We start from the raw sequence: 17,958 nt of genomic DNA, 5'->3' as shown, positions 1-17,958 counted from the left end.
GCGGGGTCGAACAGCGCCAGTCTGATGAAAAGCGTTAGGAAGATGCGTCCGGCGTCGCAGCAGCGTCCGGGGTGGCGGCCGCATCAGGCGTTGGGGATGCACTGGCGCTTGCCGCTTCGTTGGAGGCTACGGAAGCGTTCGGCGTTGCGGGCATACTGGCCGCAGGCTTGCTTGAAGATTTACGCCGACGCTTAGGCGGATCGGAAGCCGGGTCATACGTGCCGGCCAGTTCAGCCAAAAAGCGCTCATCGGCTTTGTTCAACCAGCCCTTGGCGCGGGCGGATTCAAGCAGCTCGGGGCGCCGGGCGGCGGTCAACGCCAGCGAGCGTTCGCGTCGCCAACGGGCGATGTTGGCGTGGTGACCGCTAAGCAGCGGCGCCGGCACGGACTCACCCTCGTAGACTTCGGGGCGCGTGTAATGGGGGCTGTCCAGCAAGCCGGACAAGGTGTCGTTGAACGAATCCTGCAAGGCGGAATCGCCATCGTTGAGCACGCCGGGCAAGAGACGCACGGCGGCATCGATCACCGCAAGCGCGGCGATTTCTCCGCCAGACAACACAAAGTCGCCCAGCGAGATTTCATGGGTCACGCAGCGTTCAATGAAGCGCTGGTCCACCCCTTCGTATCGGCCGCAAATCAGGATGATTCCGTCGCTTGCGGCCAGTGTTTCGGCGCCCGCCTGATCGTAGCGCTGCCCGACCGGGGCCAGCAGCGCAACGGGGGCTCGGCCCAGGCCAAGCGCGGCGCGCGCGTCCTGAGCGGCGTTGACAGCGGCTTCCAAAGGCCCCGCCATCATCACCATTCCGGGGCCGCCGCCGTAAGGGCGGTCGTCCACCGTGCGATGAACGTCGTGCGTGAAATCTCGTGGATTCCATGCATGCAAGGACCACCGGCCCTGGGCATGCGCCCGGCCGGTGACACCCAGATCGCGCACTACCCCGAACATTTCGGGAAAGAGCGTAACGACGTCAAATCGCATCAAAGATCCGCCGGCCAGTCGCTGTCAATGCGGCGAGCAGCCAGATCGACGGCGTGTATGTGCGCACGTACGAACGGAACAAGCATTTCGGCGGGTCGGCCTTTGGCGGTCAGGATGGGCTCGGGCCCTTCGGCCCCTGCCCGCTGGCACAAGACCTTCAAGACGGCGTGAGCGCCGTTATCAAGGACTTCGTCCACCACGCCAATCAAGGCGGGTTCACCGTTGGCGCTGGTGTACAGCGCGCAGCCGATAAGGTCGACCCAGTAGTATTCGTCTTCTTCCGGCGCGGGGAAAGATCCGCGCGGCGCCTGCACGGAATATCCGCGCAAGGCTTCGGCCTGATCGCGATCAGCAATACCCGCCAGCTGGGCCACGACCGTGGCGCCTTGCGAGCGGGCTTGCAGAACTTTGATTGCGGCAGGCGCAGACGCGACAGCGCCCCGCGCCAATTCAGGCACAGGGCGAGTCAACCACCATTGAGATGCTGAGAGCAGCACTTCGGCATTGGCCGAATGAGGCTGCACCTTGACCCAGCCTTTCACACCGTAGGCTGCAGTGATGCGGCCCAGCTCGATCAAATCCGTAGGCGCCGCGTTAGAGGTTGCGGCATCAGACATGTATCGCGCTCTTGGTAAGGATGAAACAGCTAAGAATGGTAGCTTTTACAGCTGAACTAACGACTTGGTTGGTCGACGCGGCAATTAAGCAGCGGCGGAAACCTTAGCCGAGTAGTCCTTGACCAGACGCTCAACAGCAGGCGACAGTTGGGCGCCAGTGCCGGTCCAGTACTGCACGCGATCCAGCGCAATGCGCAGGTTTTCCGTGCCTTCGCTAGCTACGGGGTTGTAGAAACCCACGCGCTCGATGAAGCGGCCGTCGCGACGGTTACGCGAATCGGTGGCCACCAGGTTGTAAAACGGACGCTTCTTGGACCCACCGCGGGCCAGGCGAATCACCACCATAGGTAATCCCTTGAATTAGTTGTGAAAAACGGGAAATTCTAGCACCTAAACAAGCCAGCTGGCAAATGCAGGTGCTGAATCAGTCGTGGCGGCGCGTTTTGTATCCTAAAACACCACATCCGGGTATTCTACAAAAACGGGCCGGAGCCCGCCGCAGACCAAAGTGTAGCCTTCCCGCCGCGCCCACGTCTGCATTTCCTGCGGTTGATCGTTAGTGCGTTTGAAGAATAACCCGATTGGAGAGATCGGATTTATGTCATCCTGCGCCTTACTCCACGCTTTGCTCCACCCGGCCACGCCCCTGCGGCGTCGGCTCATCGCAGTATTCAAACCCTCGTCCTGAAGGCGGATGTCTTCCGCTGAGCTCGCTTTATCCCCAGTTCCCCTCGTGTTTTTTCCCAACACTTCCTCTACTGGAGGGTGCCACATCATGAAGAACCAGAAATCTGTCTTCACTCCCGTTGCGCGCCTGGCGTTGACGGGCATTTTGCTGGGCACATTGGCGATGCCATTTGCGGCGTCTGCCCGCGTTGTCGGCGCGGCGCTCACCACGGCGTCCGGCAAGGTGACGGCGGTCGACCCCGCCACGCGCACCATCACTCTGCAAGGCGCCAACGGCAATTCCATCGATGTCGTCGCAGGCCCGGAGGTGCGCAATTTCCAACAGATCAAAACGGGCGATACCCTGACGCTGGATTATTACGAATCCGTCGCGGTCGACGTACGCCGCGCAGGCTCGGGCGCGCCCGAGGTCGTGACAGAAACCGCCGCGACCCGTAGTGCGCCAGGCGCCAAGCCAGGCGGCGCGATGGGCCGCCAAACGACCATCACTGCCGAGATCTGGCACATCAATACAAGCGCCAACCTGGTCACGCTGAAGGGCCCGCAAGGCGGGATGCGCACCATCCAGGTCAAGGACCCGGCGCTTCAGGCACGCTTGCAGCAGCTAAAAGAAGGCGATCTGGTGGACTTCACCATCACGCAGGCAGTCGCTGCGGCCATCCACAAGTAAAGCCGTCAGCGCCAAGCAAAAAGGCCCGCAGGAACGCGGGCCTTTTTATTGCATCGGCCGATGATTATTGGCCGAAGGCCGGAAGATCAGCGCCGTTGCAGGTAGTGCACGCAATGGCCATCGGCCTCGTGCTGCGCAACCAGCGCATTGCCGGTTTGCCGGGAAAACGCCTGGAAGTCACGAATGGCATTGCGGTCGGTGGTGACGACGCGCAAGACTTCGCCGCTGACCATCTGCGCCAACGCCTTCTTGGCGCGCAGAATGGGCAGCGGACACGTCAGGCCGCTGGCATCCACTTCCTGCTGAAACGCAGGCGTTTGCGCGCCCGCATTCAGGCCGGTATCCCCGCTGCTCATCACAGACGCTCGTCCACCCACTTCTGCACGCCGGCAATGGCGGCGGGCAAGGCTGCAAGATCAGTGCCGCCGCCCATGGCCATGTCCGGGCGGCCGCCGCCCTTGCCGCCGACCTGGCTGGCGACAAAGCCCACCAGATCGCCAGCCTTGATGCGGTCGGTCAGGTCGGCGGTAACGCCGCCCACCACGCTGATCTTGCCATCGGCCGCGCCGGTGGCCAGCAGCACCACCGCCGGCTTCAGACGGTCTTTCAGGTTGTCGACCATGCCGCGCAACGCCTTGGGATCAATATCGGCGATGCTGGCGGCCAGCACTTTGATGCCCTTGACGTCAACGGCGGCGCTGGTAGCCAGGTCGTTACCCGCACTGGCGGCCAGCTTGTTGCGCGATTGCTCGAGGTCTTTTTCCAGCGCCTTGACCTGATCCTGCACCTGCGCGATACGCGCCGGCACATCGGCCGGCGTGCTGCGCAACATGCCCGCGATCTGGGTCAGCAAGGCGTTCTGGTTCTGCACCCAAGCCAACGCGTTGTCGCCCGTGATGGCTTCGATACGGCGCACACCGGCCGCCACGCCGCCTTCGGAAATGATCTTGAACAGGCCGATGTCGCCCGTGCGGCTGACGTGCGTGCCGCCGCAGAGTTCGCGCGAGAAACCGATGTCCAGCACGCGCACGGTGTCGCCGTACTTTTCGCCGAACAGCGCCATGGCGCCGCCCTTGACCGCGTCGTCGTAGGCCATGACCTGGGCCACGGTGGGCTGGTTGGCCAGCACTTCGGCGTTGACGATGGCTTCGACACGCGCGATCTGCTCGGCGGTCATCGGTGCATCTTGCGCGAAGTCGAAACGGGTTTTGTCAGGGTCCACCAGCGAGCCGCGCTGCTGCACGTGCGCGCCCAGCACCTGGCGCAAGGCCTTGTGCATCAAGTGAGTGGCCGAGTGGTTACGCACCGTGCGGGCGCGGCGGACGGCGTCAACGCGCGCCAGCAACGTATCGCCGATCGAGAGCGAACCCGCTTCCAGCGTGCCATGGTGACCGAACACGCCGGCCTGAATCTTGAGCGTATCGGCCACGGCAAAGCGCACACCATCCGCTTCCAGCAAGCCGGTGTCGCCAACCTGGCCGCCCGACTCCGCGTAGAACGGCGTGACGTCCAGCACGACCACAGCGTTTTGGCCGGCCTTCACTTCTTGCTCTTGCGAACCATCGACATACAAGGCCGTGACCTTGACGTTGTCGAGTTCCAGTTTTTCGTAACCTTCGAAGCGCGTGTCGGCGCCTTCGTAGCTCAGGCCTTCGGCCATCTTGAACTTGCCGGCGGCGCGAGCCTGGTCGCGTTGGCGCTCCATCGAGACCTCAAAACCGGCCATATCGACTTCCACTTCGCGTTCGCGGCAGATGTCGGCGGTAAGGTCCACGGGGAAGCCGTAGGTGTCATAGAGGGTGAACAGCGTCGTGCCGTCCAGCACGCCGCCCTTGGGCACGTTGGCCAGCGCGGTGTCCAGAATGCGCATGCCGTGCTCAAGCGTTTCGCCAAAGCGTTCTTCTTCCTGCTTGAGCACCTGGCCCACGCGGTCGGCCATGGCGGCCAGTTCCGGATAGGCTTCACCCATTTCGGCAACCAGATCCGGCACCAGACGGTGGAAGAACGGCTTGGTCTGACCCAGCTTGTAGCCATGGCGCAGCGCGCGGCGCACGATGCGGCGCAGCACATAGCCGCGGCCTTCATTGCTGGGGATCACACCGTCCACGATCAGGAACGAGCACGCGCGGATGTGGTCAGCAATGACCTTCAGCGAGTTGTTGTCCAGATCCTTCACACCGGTTTCGCGGGCAGCAGCGTGAATCAGCTTCTGGAACAGATCGATTTCGTAGTTGGAATGCACGCCCTGCAAAACGGCGGCGATACGTTCCAGACCCATGCCGGTATCGACACAGGGGCGCGGCAGACGCGGCATATTGCCTTGGGCGTCGCGCTCGAACTGCATGAACACCAGGTTCCAGATTTCGATGTAGCGGTCGCCGTCTTCCTCGGGAGATCCCGGGGGGCCGCCCCAGATTTCGGGGCCGTGGTCAAAAAAGATTTCCGAGCACGGGCCGCAAGGGCCGGTGTCGGCCATCTGCCAGAAGTTGTCAGACGCGTAGCGCGCGCCCTTGTTGTCGCCGATGCGGATGATGCGCTCGGTCGGCACGCCGACTTCCTTGGCCCAGATGTCGTAGGCCTCGTCGTCTTCCTGGTACACGGTGACCCAGAGCTTTTCGGCCGGCAGCTTGTAAACCTGCGTCAGCAGTTCCCAGGCGTACTGGATGGCGTCGCGCTTGAAGTAGTCGCCGAAGCTGAAGTTACCCAGCATTTCGAAGAACGTATGGTGGCGGGCGGTGTAGCCCACGTTCTCCAGGTCGTTGTGCTTGCCGCCGGCGCGCACACTGCGCTGCGACGAGGTGGCGCGCGAGTACGACCGCGATTCCTTGCCCGTGAACACGTCCTTGAACTGGACCATGCCCGAATTGGTGAAGAGCAAGGTCGGGTCGTTGCCGGGGACGAGCGACGACGAGGGAACAATGGTGTGTCCCTTCGACTGGAAGAATTGCAGGAACTGGCGGCGAATCTCGGAGGATTTCATCGTGGATGACGCAGGATTTAGGCGAATCTTTGATTATAGAGGTTTGGCGGAAAAGCGCGGGAATGGGTGCCAGACACCCTATCTGACGCAGACATAACCGGTGGTCCACCCTTCGGTTTCAGTCCATTTCCCGCCTGCGGACACAATGACGTCAGCAAAGCCGGGCGGGCAAGAGCATTGCCCGGTGACGGGGTTCGCGGTGGATGCCCCGGAAAAATGCCAGCAGCCCCGCGGATAATTGATGCTGTAGGCGCCCCCAAAGCCGCTGCTGGCTCGTTGCCAGACGCCCGATTGGCAGGTCAGGAGCTCGCCAACGTCTGACGCGGCAATCGTGCCGACGGAGACGCCGCAGGGCTGTCCCGCCTGGGCGCGTGCGCCCACCGACACATACCCGCCTGCAATCACGGAGGATGCGGCTGTCAGCGTACCTTGCAGCATAGGGTCACGCGCGTCGCCAATTCTGACGAAAGGGTCCAGGTCGGGCATGACGGGCGAACGATCGGTTCCAGGCCCCGCCCCGGCCCACAGCGCCACCGTGCCAACGGCATAGGCCGGCGCGCCGGGCTCCATCGGGTTCGGGAAGCTGAAGGCCGAACCGCGCACCTGGCCGGGAGCCTCCGCCCACACCGCGCCGCCATAGCCTTGCGCAGCATCCATGACGGCGGCAATGCCGATCAGATCAGGAAAGCGCGTCCCTGATTTCACAATCGGTGCAGCGCTATAGACCAGGGCGTCGATCCGGCATCGATCGCCGGGGCAAGCTTCGCCTTTGACTACCCTGATCTGCGCGCCGAACCCCATCGCCGATCGCTCCGGGAAAGCGGCCGGCAAGAGCGCCAGGGCGCGAAGCTCGGGGACTGTCGGCGTCACCGCATCCGCGAATAAGGGCTGCCCGCCCGCGCTTAACGGGGCATCTCCCTTGGCCAAGATGTCGAAATGCCGAGCCAACATCCCTGCCGCGGCATCGCGGACCTGCGTGAGCCATACCCCCGAGGCGCGCGCGGCCGCGTCTTCGATGCGCTGTACAACCTGGTTCGACGCCCAGATGGCGATGACGGAGCTCAACGCCAGCGCAAGCGCCAGGCCCACCAACGAAAAGCCGGCTTGCTGGTGCGGACGCAAGATGGCGCGCCACTGCACACCGGCAGAAATCGCGGGCCGCATCATCTTGCCGTGAAGACAAAGGTGTTGACGTCTCCCTGGCCGCAATGCGCCTGGGCCTGCACGGCGCGGTACGGCAGGATGGGGATGGAATGCAGATCTTTGACGACTTTGGCGCCTTCGCTGCCGCCGATGGTGATCGTGTCCGACACCCTTTGCAGCACCGACGCCAACGCAGGACAGGCTGCATGACTCACATTGGTCAGCGTCACCGTGAAAGCAGAGCCCAGGCCTGCGCCCCCTACGGCAGCGGCAACAACCTCCACCACGCCATTTCGGCCCGTCCCACTGCCGCCCAAGCCGTGCACGACGCGCGTCGACGCGCCGCTGCCCTGGACGGACAGCACGCTGGAGTCGCGCAAGGCATTCGCCATTGCGCCAGTATCCAACCCCACGTACGGCGTGACGCCGCCCCCTTGCGCATTGATTTTCATGCTGGCGATAAACCGCTGGAGTTCTTCGCCCACCTTGGGCACCTTGTTCTCGATCACGTACGCACCAATCGCGGGAATGCCCACGATGGCAATCAATAAGACGATGGCGGTAACGATGGACACCTCCATCAACGAGAACCCTCGCTGACGCGTCGTGCTGCGCCGATATTGCTGAACCCGTAGACCAGGCATGGTTGCCTCCTTTGGTTGATGAAATCAGTGATTTGAGTGATGCGTCGCCGCGCTACTGGCTTGCGTAGAAATTGGTCAAGGACTGGCGAAGCTCATCAATGACCGCGTAATGCCATAACGTGAGGCCCAACACGGTCGCCAGCGACAGGATCAGCAACGACCATCGCAGCGTGGCGGCTTGCCGGCGCACCCGCACCAGCAGGCGCAACTCGACGCGCTGGCGAACCTGCGCCAGACCGGACTCCAGCCCCAGCGCGTCCATCATGTCGGCCATGTACCACCAGGTTTCCTGATCCAGCAGGCCCGTGCCGAATATCTCGGGGCCGCTTGCCCCGGCATCGATACGTTCCAACATGGTTTGCAGGTGCGCGTGCATCCAGGGTTGCGCGCTGCGCGCCTGGACAGACAGCGCACGGCGAAGCCGGGTGTCCGCCGCCCCGTGCTGGCGAACCAGCACCGATAGCAGGCAAAGAAATCGAATCGCCTGAAAATCCCGGTACAAGCGCCACAGCAGCCACCGGTCAATCACGCGCCGGAATGGACCGGTAAGATTCGGCAGCGACCATAGGCTCAGACCCGCCAGGCCCAAACTGAGCACGAGCCAGAGCAGCAGCCACTGCTTCAACGCGCGCGCCAGGGCGAACAAACCGCGCGTCAGCCCCCGATAGTCTTCGGGCGGCACCAGCTGAAAGACCTGCTTCAAGCGCGGCACGCTGAAGTAGGGAATCGCGCACAGCAGGGCGAAGGCGACAGCGGCCGCAACGACGCCCGCCGCAGCCGCCGTTGCCACAGCCAGCCAGGCATCCCCGGCCAACTGGACGGCACGCGACAAGTCGCGCAGCGCCGCCGCAAGATCGCCGCCCTCTTCCTGCACGCAGCTAAGCAGCAAGCATTCGCCCGAAGGAAACGTGTCGCGCCACGCCAAGCCCAGGTCGCCGCCCGCCTCAAGGTACGCGGCAGCCCAATGGCGAGCCAGCCGGCCCCGTACCGTGCGCGAGCCGTATCGACGCGCATCGTCATCAAAAATGTCGCGCAGATTCTTGCGCCCCTGCGTGCCGTCGATCAGATCGGCAAGATAGGCGTAGTAGTCGGCGCGGTGGAAACGAAAGCGCAACGCATCGATCCATCGCGGCGCGGCTTCGAAAAGAGGCCCCAATCGGACCCTCGCCGGCCAAGTCAGCCAAGTCATGTCAGCCCCCGATCCCGGCTGGCGAACGGTGCGGCGACCGGTGCGGCGACGGGTGCGGCGTGCGGAGCGGCGTGCGGTTCTGCGCCTAGTTCTGCGCCCAGTCCTGCGCTGGCTGCTTGCGGCAAAACCAGAAGGTCGAAGCGGCGCAGCAGCGCTCGCGGGTCCACCTCGCCGGTGCTGACGCGATGCAAGGCGCCGTCCAACGCCCTTGCGCCGCGTGATGCAGCATCGCGCCACGCCCAGGGGTCTGCCCGTTGCGTGGCCGACATCAACGCCGCGTTATCGCGCACACGTACGCGTTCCAGAAAACCCTCTACCCGCTCGGGCTCGATCATTTCCGCGGCCACACAGCGCCCCGCCGTGCCATTGAGATCAGGCAATTGCGGACGGCGGCACGCGTCGCAGCCGGCCGCATTCCTGACCTTCAGCGTATGCGGCTCCAATCGGTACACGCGTTCCATGTCGTGTGCCCACGCCTGCCAATCCCACCGGGCAGCGAACGCCGAATCCGATGTGCGTGAAGACGTTTGCTCTCGCCAGAGAGATTCCAGCGGCAACGCGCAGGCCGAACACAAGCGCGGCAACAAGGTTTGATACACCAGCAGCTTGAGCATGCCGGGTGTCGCGAGGAAATCCCGGGACACGCCAATCGCCTCCGACGCCAGCCGTTCAGGCACCATGGCCGCCGACCCCGCATGCGTGGTGGCGTAAAGGCTGACGCCCGAACTGGCCAGGTCCATGAACGCGCGTCCCGTATCCACATCTCGGATTTCTCCAATCAGCAGATCATTCATTGCCGACCGCTTGATGGTCTTCAACTTGGCGTCCAGCGTCGGCCACGCGGATTCCGCCAGCGCGCCGTTCAACGTGTTCTGTAATGCGTTGGCGATAACGTATTCAACCGGGTCTTCCAAGGTGATGACCTTGCGCGTAGCGTCGATACCCCGCATCAACGTCGCGATGGTCGTGGATTTGCCGGAACCAACCACGCCGGCAAGCACAATGGCGCCACCTTCGCGGTCGCGGGCGCGCAGCAACGTCTCGATTTGCGTGGGCAGATAACCCAGGGCGTGAAGATCGCCATCCGCCGTGGCGTCCAAGCGCAGCATCCGCAGGCAGACCGACGGCCCTGCATCCGTTGCCAGCGATGCCCAGCGCAACACAATCGGGATGCCGTCGACCTCAAGCGCAATACGCCCTTGCTGCTCAAGCGCCGGATCGAACACCGCGCCGTTGCCCCCACGCACCTCCATCCAGGCCACCGCCAGAACTTCCAGCAATGTCGCATTCGAAAGCCCCGCAAAGCGCTCCGTGCCGACATACTCGCCATTGATGGTGTAGCGGATATCGCAAAAAGCCTGCCGCTGATTGACGTTGATATGGACATCGCTGGCGCCTTGCGTCACGCCCCAACGGACGATGTCCTGAAACAAGGCCGCCAACGCGGATGTACGCTCAGCCGGCGATCCTTTTCCCCGCCGCGCCAAGCCCGCCGCCGTCAATTGCCCGCGCGCAATCATCAGCAGCAAGGGCGCAGGCAGGATGTAGCGTGACGGCCTGGCCAGGCGGTATCCGGCCGCGCGCACCATGCGTTCAAGTTCGTCGGCGGTATCGCCCAGCGCGTATTCGGTGACAGCGAACAGCGCGGCTTCGCCGCTGTCCAGCAGCACCGGGCACAACCGGCCCGCCAATGAGGCAAGATCGAATTCGTCGCCCAACGCGCGCACGAACGCGGGCGCTAGCCGGGAGATGTCGTCGGCGGTTTGCAGCGCTTGCGGTTCGCTCGGCTTCAGTCGCGTTTCAGCTTGCCGCATAGCGCCACGCATGTCTGGCTGCGTTGCAGGCAGTGTCATGGCAGCGCCCTCCCGAGCGGCACGCAGGCCATGTGATCGTGTTCGTTGCGGCGCAAGTGCACGCAAGCCCCAACGACTGCCAGCAGTTGATAACCATTCGCCGAGACCGCCCCGGCGATAGGCGCACCATGGCCTGCCCGATAGCGCAGCAACGCGCCATTGACCACGACATCGACAGTGAGCCGCCGAGTGGACCCGAAGATCGCGGCCACGCGGATGTCGTCCTGTTTCGGCCCGCTGGAGGCCGAATGGCCCGCGGGGGCGGCCGCCGGCTGGCAGATCCCCGGCGTCCGGCAATCGGCCAACGCGGCGGCCGCATCGGCCCGCAACAGCGTTTGCACCGTCTCAACATCTGGCCACACGTGAGCCTCATCCACTTGCGGCGACGACGCCTGGGCCGGCGCACAGATGGCCAGCGAGACCGCCACAGCCAAGCATTGCGCCTCGCGCCGGACGGTAAGCCTAATCCTGTTCATAGAGATCTCCGTGCAATTCGGCAACCAGCGTGCTGGCCGCCAACGTGGGCCGGTGTAGGGGCTGCACGTTCACGGCCAGACGAGACCAGCGCACCGTTTCGATCGGGCCAGGCAACAGCGCGAATGACCGCAACGGGCCGTGCATGCGCAACGCGCGACGCCGGACCAAAGGTTGGAATGTTTGTGCAGCCTCTGCCGGCCCGCCCGTAGAAGAGGGAGAGGATGGCGACGGTGACGACAAGGCAACGGCTGGCGCCAGCGCCACAGCGGTGAAAGCAGGCTGCAACTGCTGCAACGCCCCGGCCAGTTCGGTATCGACGCGCAGCGCGCTGGGTAACGTCATGGACGCCAACGGCACCAGCGCCGATGGGATGCGCCAGCGCAACGTCGCTTCTTCAAGCGGATTGAAAGACACCCTCCAGCCGACAGGCAACCGATGGTGCAGTTGGAGATTCGTGGCCTGCGGCGAGGCGCGCGCGTAAACCGCAGCGCAATCCCAGACTTTTTCGCCCGCGTCACACTGCGCGCGGCGCAACGCCCAACCTTGCACGAGAACGGGAAGCTTGCCCACGCTGCGCAACAGCATCGACAGTTCCGTGCGAGCATGCGCCGACATGCCTGCAAGCAACGGCCGCGATGGCGTCAGCGCAGCCACCGGCTCGGCGGATGGCAAAGCCACCGCAGGTTCACGAACCGGGAAGCGTGCCGACAACAGGTTCCATACCGGCGGCGCCACAGCCGACAGCCCGACGCACGCCAGAAAAACGCGCGGCACAAGCGGCAATGCGGCCCAGCGCGTCTGCAATGGCGTCAACTGCGCGCCGGGTTCCACCGCTTGCAACAGCGCCGCCCATACCGTGCCAGCGTCATGGGCCTGCAATCCGGGCCGGTCATCGGCCAAGCGCCTGTGCGCGTGCAACGCCTCATCGTGCGAGTCAAACACGCGATCCGCCTGCGACAGCGCCATGCCATCTTGCGCCGCCGCCAGCCAATAGCGGCCGTCAGGCAACGGGATCAGGCAATGGCCGCCCGCGGGATACAACAGCGCGTATAGCTGAGCGGCCGCCTGGATGTGCGGCGCACCGCCGCAGCGGGACCGCCCCGCGCGACCGCCCCGGCGCCATGCCGACTGCGTTCTGCCATAGCCCGCCATGGTGGCGGGCGAGCCGCCGACTACCACGTGGGTCGCCCGAAGCCGCCGGCCACGCGCCCGCGCCAAACCCGGCACGTCGGAACCAATCAGCGCGAGCCAACGCAGCCCGAACGCCAGATAGCGTGCGCTGCCCGGACATTCAACCATCAAAAAATAGGGAGCTCGGTTCATATCGCGTCCTTAGTAGCCTTCTTCGACCTGCGCCGTCACCAGCATCAACGTGGTCTCGCGCTCCTGCGCCGCACTGTCTTGCCCGCCCGTGATCAGCGGCATGCCCGGCGCCAGCCGTTGGCGATCGTGCTGGTCTTGCCGGCGGTCGAAACCCGACAAGATGACGGGCTGACCGGGCCGCAGTTCGATCTGTTGCACCGTGCCGTTGCCGTCAATCGTGATCTGCTGGACTTGCACCTGATTGCCGCGTTCGCCGAACGTGATCGTCTTCAGCGGATGCGCCACCGCGTTGTCATAGGCAACAGACAGCAGGATCTGACCGTCTTCCTGGATATCGGGCAGCAAGGTCAAAAACGAGCCGACGGTTTCTTCCTTCTGACTGATGGACACGGCGGGCAGCGAGCCATTGGCGCCGGCTGCCGTTGCGCCCGGCACCGACGTGCTCTGGACCCGGTCGATATAGGAAAACGTGGTGCGGATTGCATGCGTGACGGGCCGGCGGTTCAAGGTCAGTACGGGGACTTTGCTGTGCCGGACGATGGCGCCCATGGTGCTTAGCGCCGACACCACCGCCTGCGACCCTTGGAACGGCCCGCTGCCCACGCCGCCAGCCCACTCCGCCGCGCCTATGCCCGATACCGCCCCCATCGCGAAGCGGGCCGACGCGCCTGCGGCGGCGTAAAGCGCGTTCCAGTCCAAGCCTCCGGACGCCGATTGCTTGGCAATGACGGTGATCTCTTCAAACACCAGCCGCACGCGGCGCGTCAACGCCTTGTTCTCGCGGTCGAGATAGAGCGCCACACGGTCAAGCGCTTCAGGCGTGTCCGTGACCACCAACGCCGTCGCGCCGTCCACTGCGTCAGCAACGAAACCTGAGCGCGTCAGGAACGGGGTGATGTTGGCTCGCAATACCGCTAACGCGTTGTGCTCACGGGCGGACAAGGTGGTGTTGGACGTGCTTTCGAACCCTTCGCCGTCGTCGCTGCCCGAACGGCCCAGCCGGATGTCGACCGTACTGGCAAGCGATAGCGCGCGCATGTCGAACACCCGGGTTTCCGTGCGATAGAACTCAATGGCTTGATGCTGATAGCGCCAATGCACTGAGAACCGGGCAGCCAATGCGTCCAGCAAGTCGGCAAGCGGCAATGGCCCATCGCGGACTTCCAGACGGGCGGGCGCGGGGACGGGCAAGCTGGCATTCGACGCCAGGCGCGGCAAGAAATGTTCAAGCGCAAGCAAGGCATCGGGCTTGACCCGCACCGGAATACCCGTCGCAGCGGCCAGCCGCTGCGCCAAGGTGGAAAGATCGGCTTCTTCAGCCAGCATCAGCGTGGTCGGCACGTTTTCACGCAATGCGGGCGGCAAGGTGACGTCGCGCGCCAACGGCTGCGGTTTGCCGGCCAGCCAAGGCGCGGCCACTTCCTGCGCGGCGATTCGTGCCTGGCGGTCAGTCAGGCCATTCGCAAATGCCTGATGCTGGTCCGCAAGCGTGGCGTGGCGCTGGCTCGCGCTGCGGCCAAGTTCCGCCGCCTGCTGCGACGCCACGCAAGCGCCCAGCATGCTGATCACGACCCCGCCCGCGACGATGCGCATCCCTTGACGGAACATCATGCTCCCCCTCCCGCGGGCGTGGCGGCGCGTGTGCAGGACTGCGCCAAGGGCACCACCCGCAACACCTGATTGCCGTAAAAACACGGCTGCAATGGCCGGTCGGCCAGCTCTGTGGCGCCCAGCAATTCACGGACGGCGGATTTGAAGTCGCCCGCAAAGTCCGCCGATGCGGACAAGGGAATATCAACGTCGACCGCCCAGTGCTGCGGCGCGAACGTCCAACCTGAACTATCCGCCCAGCGCGCCAGCACGCCGCGCAAGGTGGTGTCTGGCGGTGCGGCGCGATATCGCGGAGCGGCCGCAACCGGCAACGGCGCTTGCGGGGCGGAGAGAACGGTTGATGCGTTAGCGCTGACCGGCGTCTGCGCTGTGGGCTCGTCTGAATGGGAACCCGCCAGAACAGCTGGGCGCAACGGCCCGTTGGACGCCAGTTCATTGACGCTTTGGTCATTGACGCTTTGGTCATTGACGCTTTGGCGCGGCGTCGCGGATTCAAGCACCACGGGCTCTGCATCCACCGGCGCTTGCGCCGCGACATCGTCGTCGCCATCCCGCTCGGCCCGCGCCGCCAGCCGCCCTCCGCGAAACCGCAACGCGTGCCAGTCGCCCGACACGACGACATAGGGTTCGCGCCGCACATACGGCAGCGCGTGCTCGCCATTTCCACGCACACCGAAAATCGCTGGCAACGCCTGGCCAGGCGTGAATTGCAGCCAGACATCCTTGCCGTCGTCGAACACTTGCAACGGCGCGACCGCAGGGTCGCCCGACAGGCGCCAGTCAAAGCGGAAGGCCCGCGCAACCGGCGCGGAGGTTGACCAGGAAGGCCTGACGCCGCCATTGAACGGCCCGTTTGTGCAGGCCCCCAGGCAGGACAGCGCAGCCGTCAGGAAGAAGATTCGAACCATGCCTCACCACGAGCAAAGGGCGCACCGGAAGTAGTACGCATGCCGCGCATGGTGGACGACGGGCAGACTGCCCGCCAGACTGGCATGTACGCATGGATGCTTTGATCCACCCTGCCCTGACGAGCCTTATGGATGAAAACAGGGACGAAAAAAAACCCGGCCATGAGGCCGGGTTCTTGCAGGCGAATCGGACGGCGCGGACGCCGTCCGGTCAGCCGTGTGCGATCAGCGTTGCGCGGCGATGGAGCGCGCTTGCGTCGCGGCGTTGTTCAGGGCCGAGACGGGCGGCACCTTGCCTTCAAACGCATCGTTCAACTGCTGGTTCAGCACCGGTTCGATACGGTTGTAGTTCGCCATGCGGAAGCCGCGGCTGTTGCTGGCCGGACGGTTGCTCATCGACGCGATCACGGCTTGTGCGCCCGGGATGCTCTTGTAGAACGACACGTCCGAGGCGCGGAACGCGGCTTCGGTCAGCGGCAGGAAGCCCGTGCGCTGATGCCACTCGGCAGCCACAACCGGCTTGGACAGCCAGGCCAGGAACTGCGCGGTGGCCTTTTCTTCGGCTTGCGGGCGGCCTTCAAGCGCCCACAGGGCCGAACCGCTCACAAACGGCTGGCCGGCGGACTTCGTGGCCTGATCGTAGTAAGGCACCGGCGCCACGCCGAACGACAGGGACTTGGTGTTCAGGAACGTGCCGAACGCGCCCGAGTTCGCCGTCAGCACCGCGCATTCGCCCTTGGCGAACAGCTTGTCCGCCGAGGCGTCGCCGGTGTGCGCCATGAACAGCAGCGAACGCTTCCAGCTGACCATCAGCGAGACGTGACGCATGTAGAGCGTGTCGAACTGCATGGCAGGCGCAGCGCTCTTCTTGGTCACGGCATCCAGGCCGTTGTTGTTGGTGGTGAATTGCTGGCCGTTGATCGGGGCCAGGTTCTCCAGGTGGACCGTGACCTGATCGCTGGAGGCGTAGGGGCAGTCGATATCGGCCACGTCGCGCAGCTTCAGCAGTTCGGCTTGCAGGCCGGTCCAGGTGCGAGCGGGATTGTTGGGGTCAAGACCGGCCTTCTTGTAGGCGGCGGTGTTGTAGAACATCACCGGGATTTCCGCCATCCAGGGGAACGCCAGCAGACGGCCCTTGCTGTCGCGCGTGAAGCTGCTGGTGGCCGGCACAAACCAATTCAGGTCCTTGATCGGGTACTTGGCCAGCAATTCGTGCATGGGCAGGATGGCCTTGTGCTGGGCCACGACTTCCGGGGAGTGGTTGTCGGTCAGTTGCACCAGGTTAGGCGCCTTCTTCGCCTTGACGGCGCTGACGGCTTCTTGTTCCAGGGCGTCCTGCGAGCTGAACCCACGCAGCTTGACGCTGACCTGGTCCTGTTCTTTGTTGTATTGCTTGGCCAGCTTTTCGAACTCGGCCTTATTCGCGTCAGACAGCGTGTGCCAGACTTGAATTTCCACTGGGGCGGCATTCGCCACACCCGCGATGGCCATCGCGGCGCCAAATACCCATGCACGCCGGCTGGCGAACATCGCGCGGGCAACGCCCGCCAATTGCAGATTCTTCATAGGTTCACAGACCAAGAAAAGGGAATTCCGGTTCTGGCCGCCGTCCACTGAGCAGATCGGCCAAAGCCCGGCCCGAGCCAACACCCATCGTCCAACCGAGCGTACCGTGTCCCGTATTGATATACAAATTGGGGATACGGCTGCGGCCGATGATGGGCACGTTCGAGGGAGTGGACGGGCGCAAGCCCGACCAATAGCTGACGCGCTCGAAATCGAGCGCGTCGGGAAAAAGTTCTTGCGCCAAGTGCGTCAACGCTTCGCAACGGCCGGTGTTCAGGCCGCGGGAATAACCCGACAGCTCTGCGGTGCCCGCCATGCGCAGCCGGTCGCCCAGGCGCGAAAACACGATTTTGTGGCTGCTGTCCGTCAGGCTGACCGTGGGCGTGGCTTCCGGTTTGATAACCGGAAACGTCGCCGAATAGCCCTTGGCCGGATAGACATTGCAGGGGATGCCCAGCGGGCGCAGCAGGTTCGGACTGAAACTGCCCATTGCCACGACATAGGCATCCGCCGAAACGGTGCCGTAGCGGCCGTCCGGTTCAATGATTTCAATACCTTGCACGGTGCCGCCCTGCGTCAACAGGCGCGTCGCGCGCGTGCTGTAGCGGAACTCGACGCCCGCTCGGGCGCAGCGTTCGGCAAGCGCCACGGTAAACAGATGCACGTCGCCGCTTTCGTCTTCGGGGGTGTAGTCGCCCCCGACGATGGTCTGGCGGTGCGGGGCCAGCGCGGGCTCAATCGCAATGACTTCATCGGCCGTGACCACACGGCGTTCGACACCGAAATCGCGCATCAGGCCGGCGGCGCGCTGCGAGTTTTCGAATTCGTGGGGATCGCGATAGAAATTCAGGATGCCGCGTTCAAGGTGGTCGTATTCGATGCCCAGTTCGGCGCGCATGCTGCGCAGCGTTGCGCGGCTGTATTCGGCCATGCGGACCATCGCGCGGATGTTCGGCGCCAGGCGGCTGGGCAGGCATTCGCGCAGGAAGGCCAGGCCCCACATCCATTGACGCCAGTCCAGCTGCGGACGGAACAGCAGCGGCGCGTTATCCTGGAACATCCATTTCAGCAGCTTCAGCGGCGCCTGGGGATTGGCCCAGGGCTCGGCATAGGACACGGAAATCTGCGCGCCATTGGCCAGACTCGTTTCCTGGGCGGGACCGGTGCAGCGATCAATGACCACGACGTCGTGGCCGGCCTGGCTTAGCCACCAGGCGCTGGAGATTCCGATAATGCCGCTACCCAATACCGCTACTTTCATGCCCGCATTGCTCCTTGCGTGCCAAATCGGTTCGCGGACCCGATGTCCGC

Annotated in this window: 16 protein-coding genes; 1 reads left to right on the top strand and 15 read right to left on the bottom strand. The window is 64.2% G+C overall.

Going from position 1 to position 17,958, the window contains the following annotated elements; all coding sequences use genetic code 11:
- Positions 1-34: 34 nt before the first annotated feature.
- The 3 genes from trmD to rpsP all read right to left on the bottom strand — a co-directional run bounded on the left by trmD (position 35) and on the right by rpsP (position 1,941).
- A complete protein-coding gene (gene trmD / locus ACFZAI_RS20130) occupies positions 35-979 on the bottom strand; it encodes a tRNA (guanosine(37)-N1)-methyltransferase TrmD (RefSeq protein ID WP_391568596.1) in 945 nt (314 codons plus the stop codon).
- Positions 979-1,596, bottom strand: a complete 618-nt coding sequence (rimM, locus tag ACFZAI_RS20125) for a ribosome maturation factor RimM (RefSeq protein ID WP_391568595.1) — start codon at positions 1,594-1,596, stop codon at positions 979-981. Before rimM ends, trmD begins: the two co-directional genes overlap by 1 nt.
- 84 nt (positions 1,597-1,680) lie before the next feature.
- A complete protein-coding gene (gene rpsP, locus ACFZAI_RS20120; protein WP_006224007.1) occupies positions 1,681-1,941 on the bottom strand; it encodes a 30S ribosomal protein S16 in 261 nt (86 codons plus the stop codon).
- A gap of 430 nt (positions 1,942-2,371) precedes the next feature.
- Here rpsP and ACFZAI_RS20115 point away from each other — a divergent pair, with 430 nt between their 5' ends.
- Positions 2,372-2,953, top strand: coding sequence for a hypothetical protein (locus ACFZAI_RS20115; protein ID WP_391568594.1), 582 nt, complete (start codon positions 2,372-2,374; stop codon positions 2,951-2,953).
- 86 nt (positions 2,954-3,039) lie between these two features.
- Here the strand turns inward: ACFZAI_RS20115 and ACFZAI_RS20110 are convergent, their stop codons facing one another.
- The 12 genes from ACFZAI_RS20110 to ACFZAI_RS20055 all read right to left on the bottom strand — a co-directional run bounded on the left by ACFZAI_RS20110 (position 3,040) and on the right by ACFZAI_RS20055 (position 17,908).
- Positions 3,040-3,309, bottom strand: a complete 270-nt coding sequence (locus ACFZAI_RS20110) for a sulfurtransferase TusA family protein (RefSeq protein ID WP_391568593.1) — start codon at positions 3,307-3,309, stop codon at positions 3,040-3,042.
- Positions 3,309-5,933 (bottom strand): alanine--tRNA ligase, encoded by a 2,625-nt coding sequence (alaS, locus tag ACFZAI_RS20105; RefSeq protein ID WP_391568592.1) that lies wholly within the window; start codon positions 5,931-5,933, stop codon positions 3,309-3,311. The genes ACFZAI_RS20110 and alaS overlap by 1 nt, the downstream gene beginning before the upstream one ends.
- 78 nt (positions 5,934-6,011) lie before the next feature.
- A complete protein-coding gene (locus tag ACFZAI_RS20100) occupies positions 6,012-7,055 on the bottom strand; it encodes a prepilin (protein WP_391568591.1) in 1,044 nt (347 codons plus the stop codon).
- A 41-nt stretch (positions 7,056-7,096) separates the two neighbouring features.
- Complete coding sequence (locus ACFZAI_RS20095; RefSeq protein ID WP_391568590.1) at positions 7,097-7,720, bottom strand: type 4 pilus major pilin; 624 nt, start codon at positions 7,718-7,720, stop codon at positions 7,097-7,099.
- A 52-nt stretch (positions 7,721-7,772) separates the two neighbouring features.
- Positions 7,773-8,909, bottom strand: coding sequence for a hypothetical protein (locus ACFZAI_RS20090; protein WP_391568588.1), 1,137 nt, complete (start codon positions 8,907-8,909; stop codon positions 7,773-7,775).
- Complete coding sequence (locus ACFZAI_RS20085; RefSeq protein ID WP_391569171.1) at positions 8,906-10,723, bottom strand: ATPase, T2SS/T4P/T4SS family; 1,818 nt, start codon at positions 10,721-10,723, stop codon at positions 8,906-8,908. Before ACFZAI_RS20085 ends, ACFZAI_RS20090 begins: the two co-directional genes overlap by 4 nt.
- Before the next feature lie 35 nt (positions 10,724-10,758).
- Complete coding sequence (locus ACFZAI_RS20080; protein WP_391568587.1) at positions 10,759-11,238, bottom strand: hypothetical protein; 480 nt, start codon at positions 11,236-11,238, stop codon at positions 10,759-10,761.
- A complete protein-coding gene (locus tag ACFZAI_RS20075) occupies positions 11,225-12,562 on the bottom strand; it encodes a hypothetical protein (RefSeq protein WP_391568586.1) in 1,338 nt (445 codons plus the stop codon). The genes ACFZAI_RS20080 and ACFZAI_RS20075 overlap by 14 nt, the downstream gene beginning before the upstream one ends.
- 9 nt (positions 12,563-12,571) lie before the next feature.
- Positions 12,572-14,173: a hypothetical protein gene (locus ACFZAI_RS20070; protein ID WP_391568585.1), complete on the bottom strand. Its 1,602-nt coding sequence runs from the start codon at positions 14,171-14,173 to the stop codon at positions 12,572-12,574.
- On the bottom strand, positions 14,170-15,081 hold the full coding sequence (locus ACFZAI_RS20065) for a TcpQ domain-containing protein (RefSeq protein ID WP_391568584.1): 912 nt from the start codon (positions 15,079-15,081) through the stop codon (positions 14,170-14,172). The genes ACFZAI_RS20070 and ACFZAI_RS20065 overlap by 4 nt, the downstream gene beginning before the upstream one ends.
- A 225-nt stretch (positions 15,082-15,306) precedes the next feature.
- The gene (locus ACFZAI_RS20060; RefSeq protein ID WP_391568583.1) at positions 15,307-16,647 is read right to left on the bottom strand and encodes an extracellular solute-binding protein; all 1,341 of its coding nucleotides are present in this window, start codon (positions 16,645-16,647) and stop codon (positions 15,307-15,309) included.
- Between the two features lie 4 nt (positions 16,648-16,651).
- Positions 16,652-17,908, bottom strand: coding sequence for a D-amino acid dehydrogenase (locus ACFZAI_RS20055; protein ID WP_391568582.1), 1,257 nt, complete (start codon positions 17,906-17,908; stop codon positions 16,652-16,654).
- Positions 17,909-17,958 lie beyond the last annotated feature (50 nt).

The sequence above is a fragment of the Achromobacter sp. NPDC008082 genome (assembly GCF_042957345.1).
GTDB classification, from domain to species: Bacteria; Pseudomonadota; Gammaproteobacteria; order Burkholderiales; family Burkholderiaceae_B; genus Achromobacter; species Achromobacter kerstersii_A.
This window is presented reverse-complemented; position numbering and strand designations above follow the sequence as displayed.

Excerpts from the sequence above, each read along its gene's own strand:
- alaS (WP_391568592.1), bottom strand. The coding sequence starts at position 5,933 with ATGAAATCCTCCGAGATTCGCCGCCAGTTCCTGCAATTCTTCCAGTCG.
- trmD (WP_391568596.1), bottom strand. The coding sequence starts at position 979 with ATGCGATTTGACGTCGTTACGCTCTTTCCCGAAATGTTCGGGGTAGTG.
- rpsP (WP_006224007.1), bottom strand. The coding sequence starts at position 1,941 with ATGGTGGTGATTCGCCTGGCCCGCGGTGGGTCCAAGAAGCGTCCGTTT.
- ACFZAI_RS20060 (WP_391568583.1), bottom strand. The coding sequence starts at position 16,647 with ATGAAGAATCTGCAATTGGCGGGCGTTGCCCGCGCGATGTTCGCCAGC.
- rimM (WP_391568595.1), bottom strand. The coding sequence starts at position 1,596 with ATGTCTGATGCCGCAACCTCTAACGCGGCGCCTACGGATTTGATCGAG.
- ACFZAI_RS20055 (WP_391568582.1), bottom strand. The coding sequence starts at position 17,908 with ATGAAAGTAGCGGTATTGGGTAGCGGCATTATCGGAATCTCCAGCGCC.
- ACFZAI_RS20080 (WP_391568587.1), bottom strand. The coding sequence starts at position 11,238 with ATGAACAGGATTAGGCTTACCGTCCGGCGCGAGGCGCAATGCTTGGCT.
- ACFZAI_RS20070 (WP_391568585.1), bottom strand. The coding sequence starts at position 14,173 with ATGATGTTCCGTCAAGGGATGCGCATCGTCGCGGGCGGGGTCGTGATC.
- ACFZAI_RS20115 (WP_391568594.1), top strand. The coding sequence starts at position 2,372 with ATGAAGAACCAGAAATCTGTCTTCACTCCCGTTGCGCGCCTGGCGTTG.
- ACFZAI_RS20095 (WP_391568590.1), bottom strand. The coding sequence starts at position 7,720 with ATGCCTGGTCTACGGGTTCAGCAATATCGGCGCAGCACGACGCGTCAG.
- ACFZAI_RS20090 (WP_391568588.1), bottom strand. The coding sequence starts at position 8,909 with ATGACTTGGCTGACTTGGCCGGCGAGGGTCCGATTGGGGCCTCTTTTC.
- ACFZAI_RS20110 (WP_391568593.1), bottom strand. The coding sequence starts at position 3,309 with ATGAGCAGCGGGGATACCGGCCTGAATGCGGGCGCGCAAACGCCTGCG.
- ACFZAI_RS20085 (WP_391569171.1), bottom strand. The coding sequence starts at position 10,723 with ATGCGGCAAGCTGAAACGCGACTGAAGCCGAGCGAACCGCAAGCGCTG.
- ACFZAI_RS20065 (WP_391568584.1), bottom strand. The coding sequence starts at position 15,081 with ATGGTTCGAATCTTCTTCCTGACGGCTGCGCTGTCCTGCCTGGGGGCC.
- ACFZAI_RS20075 (WP_391568586.1), bottom strand. The coding sequence starts at position 12,562 with ATGAACCGAGCTCCCTATTTTTTGATGGTTGAATGTCCGGGCAGCGCA.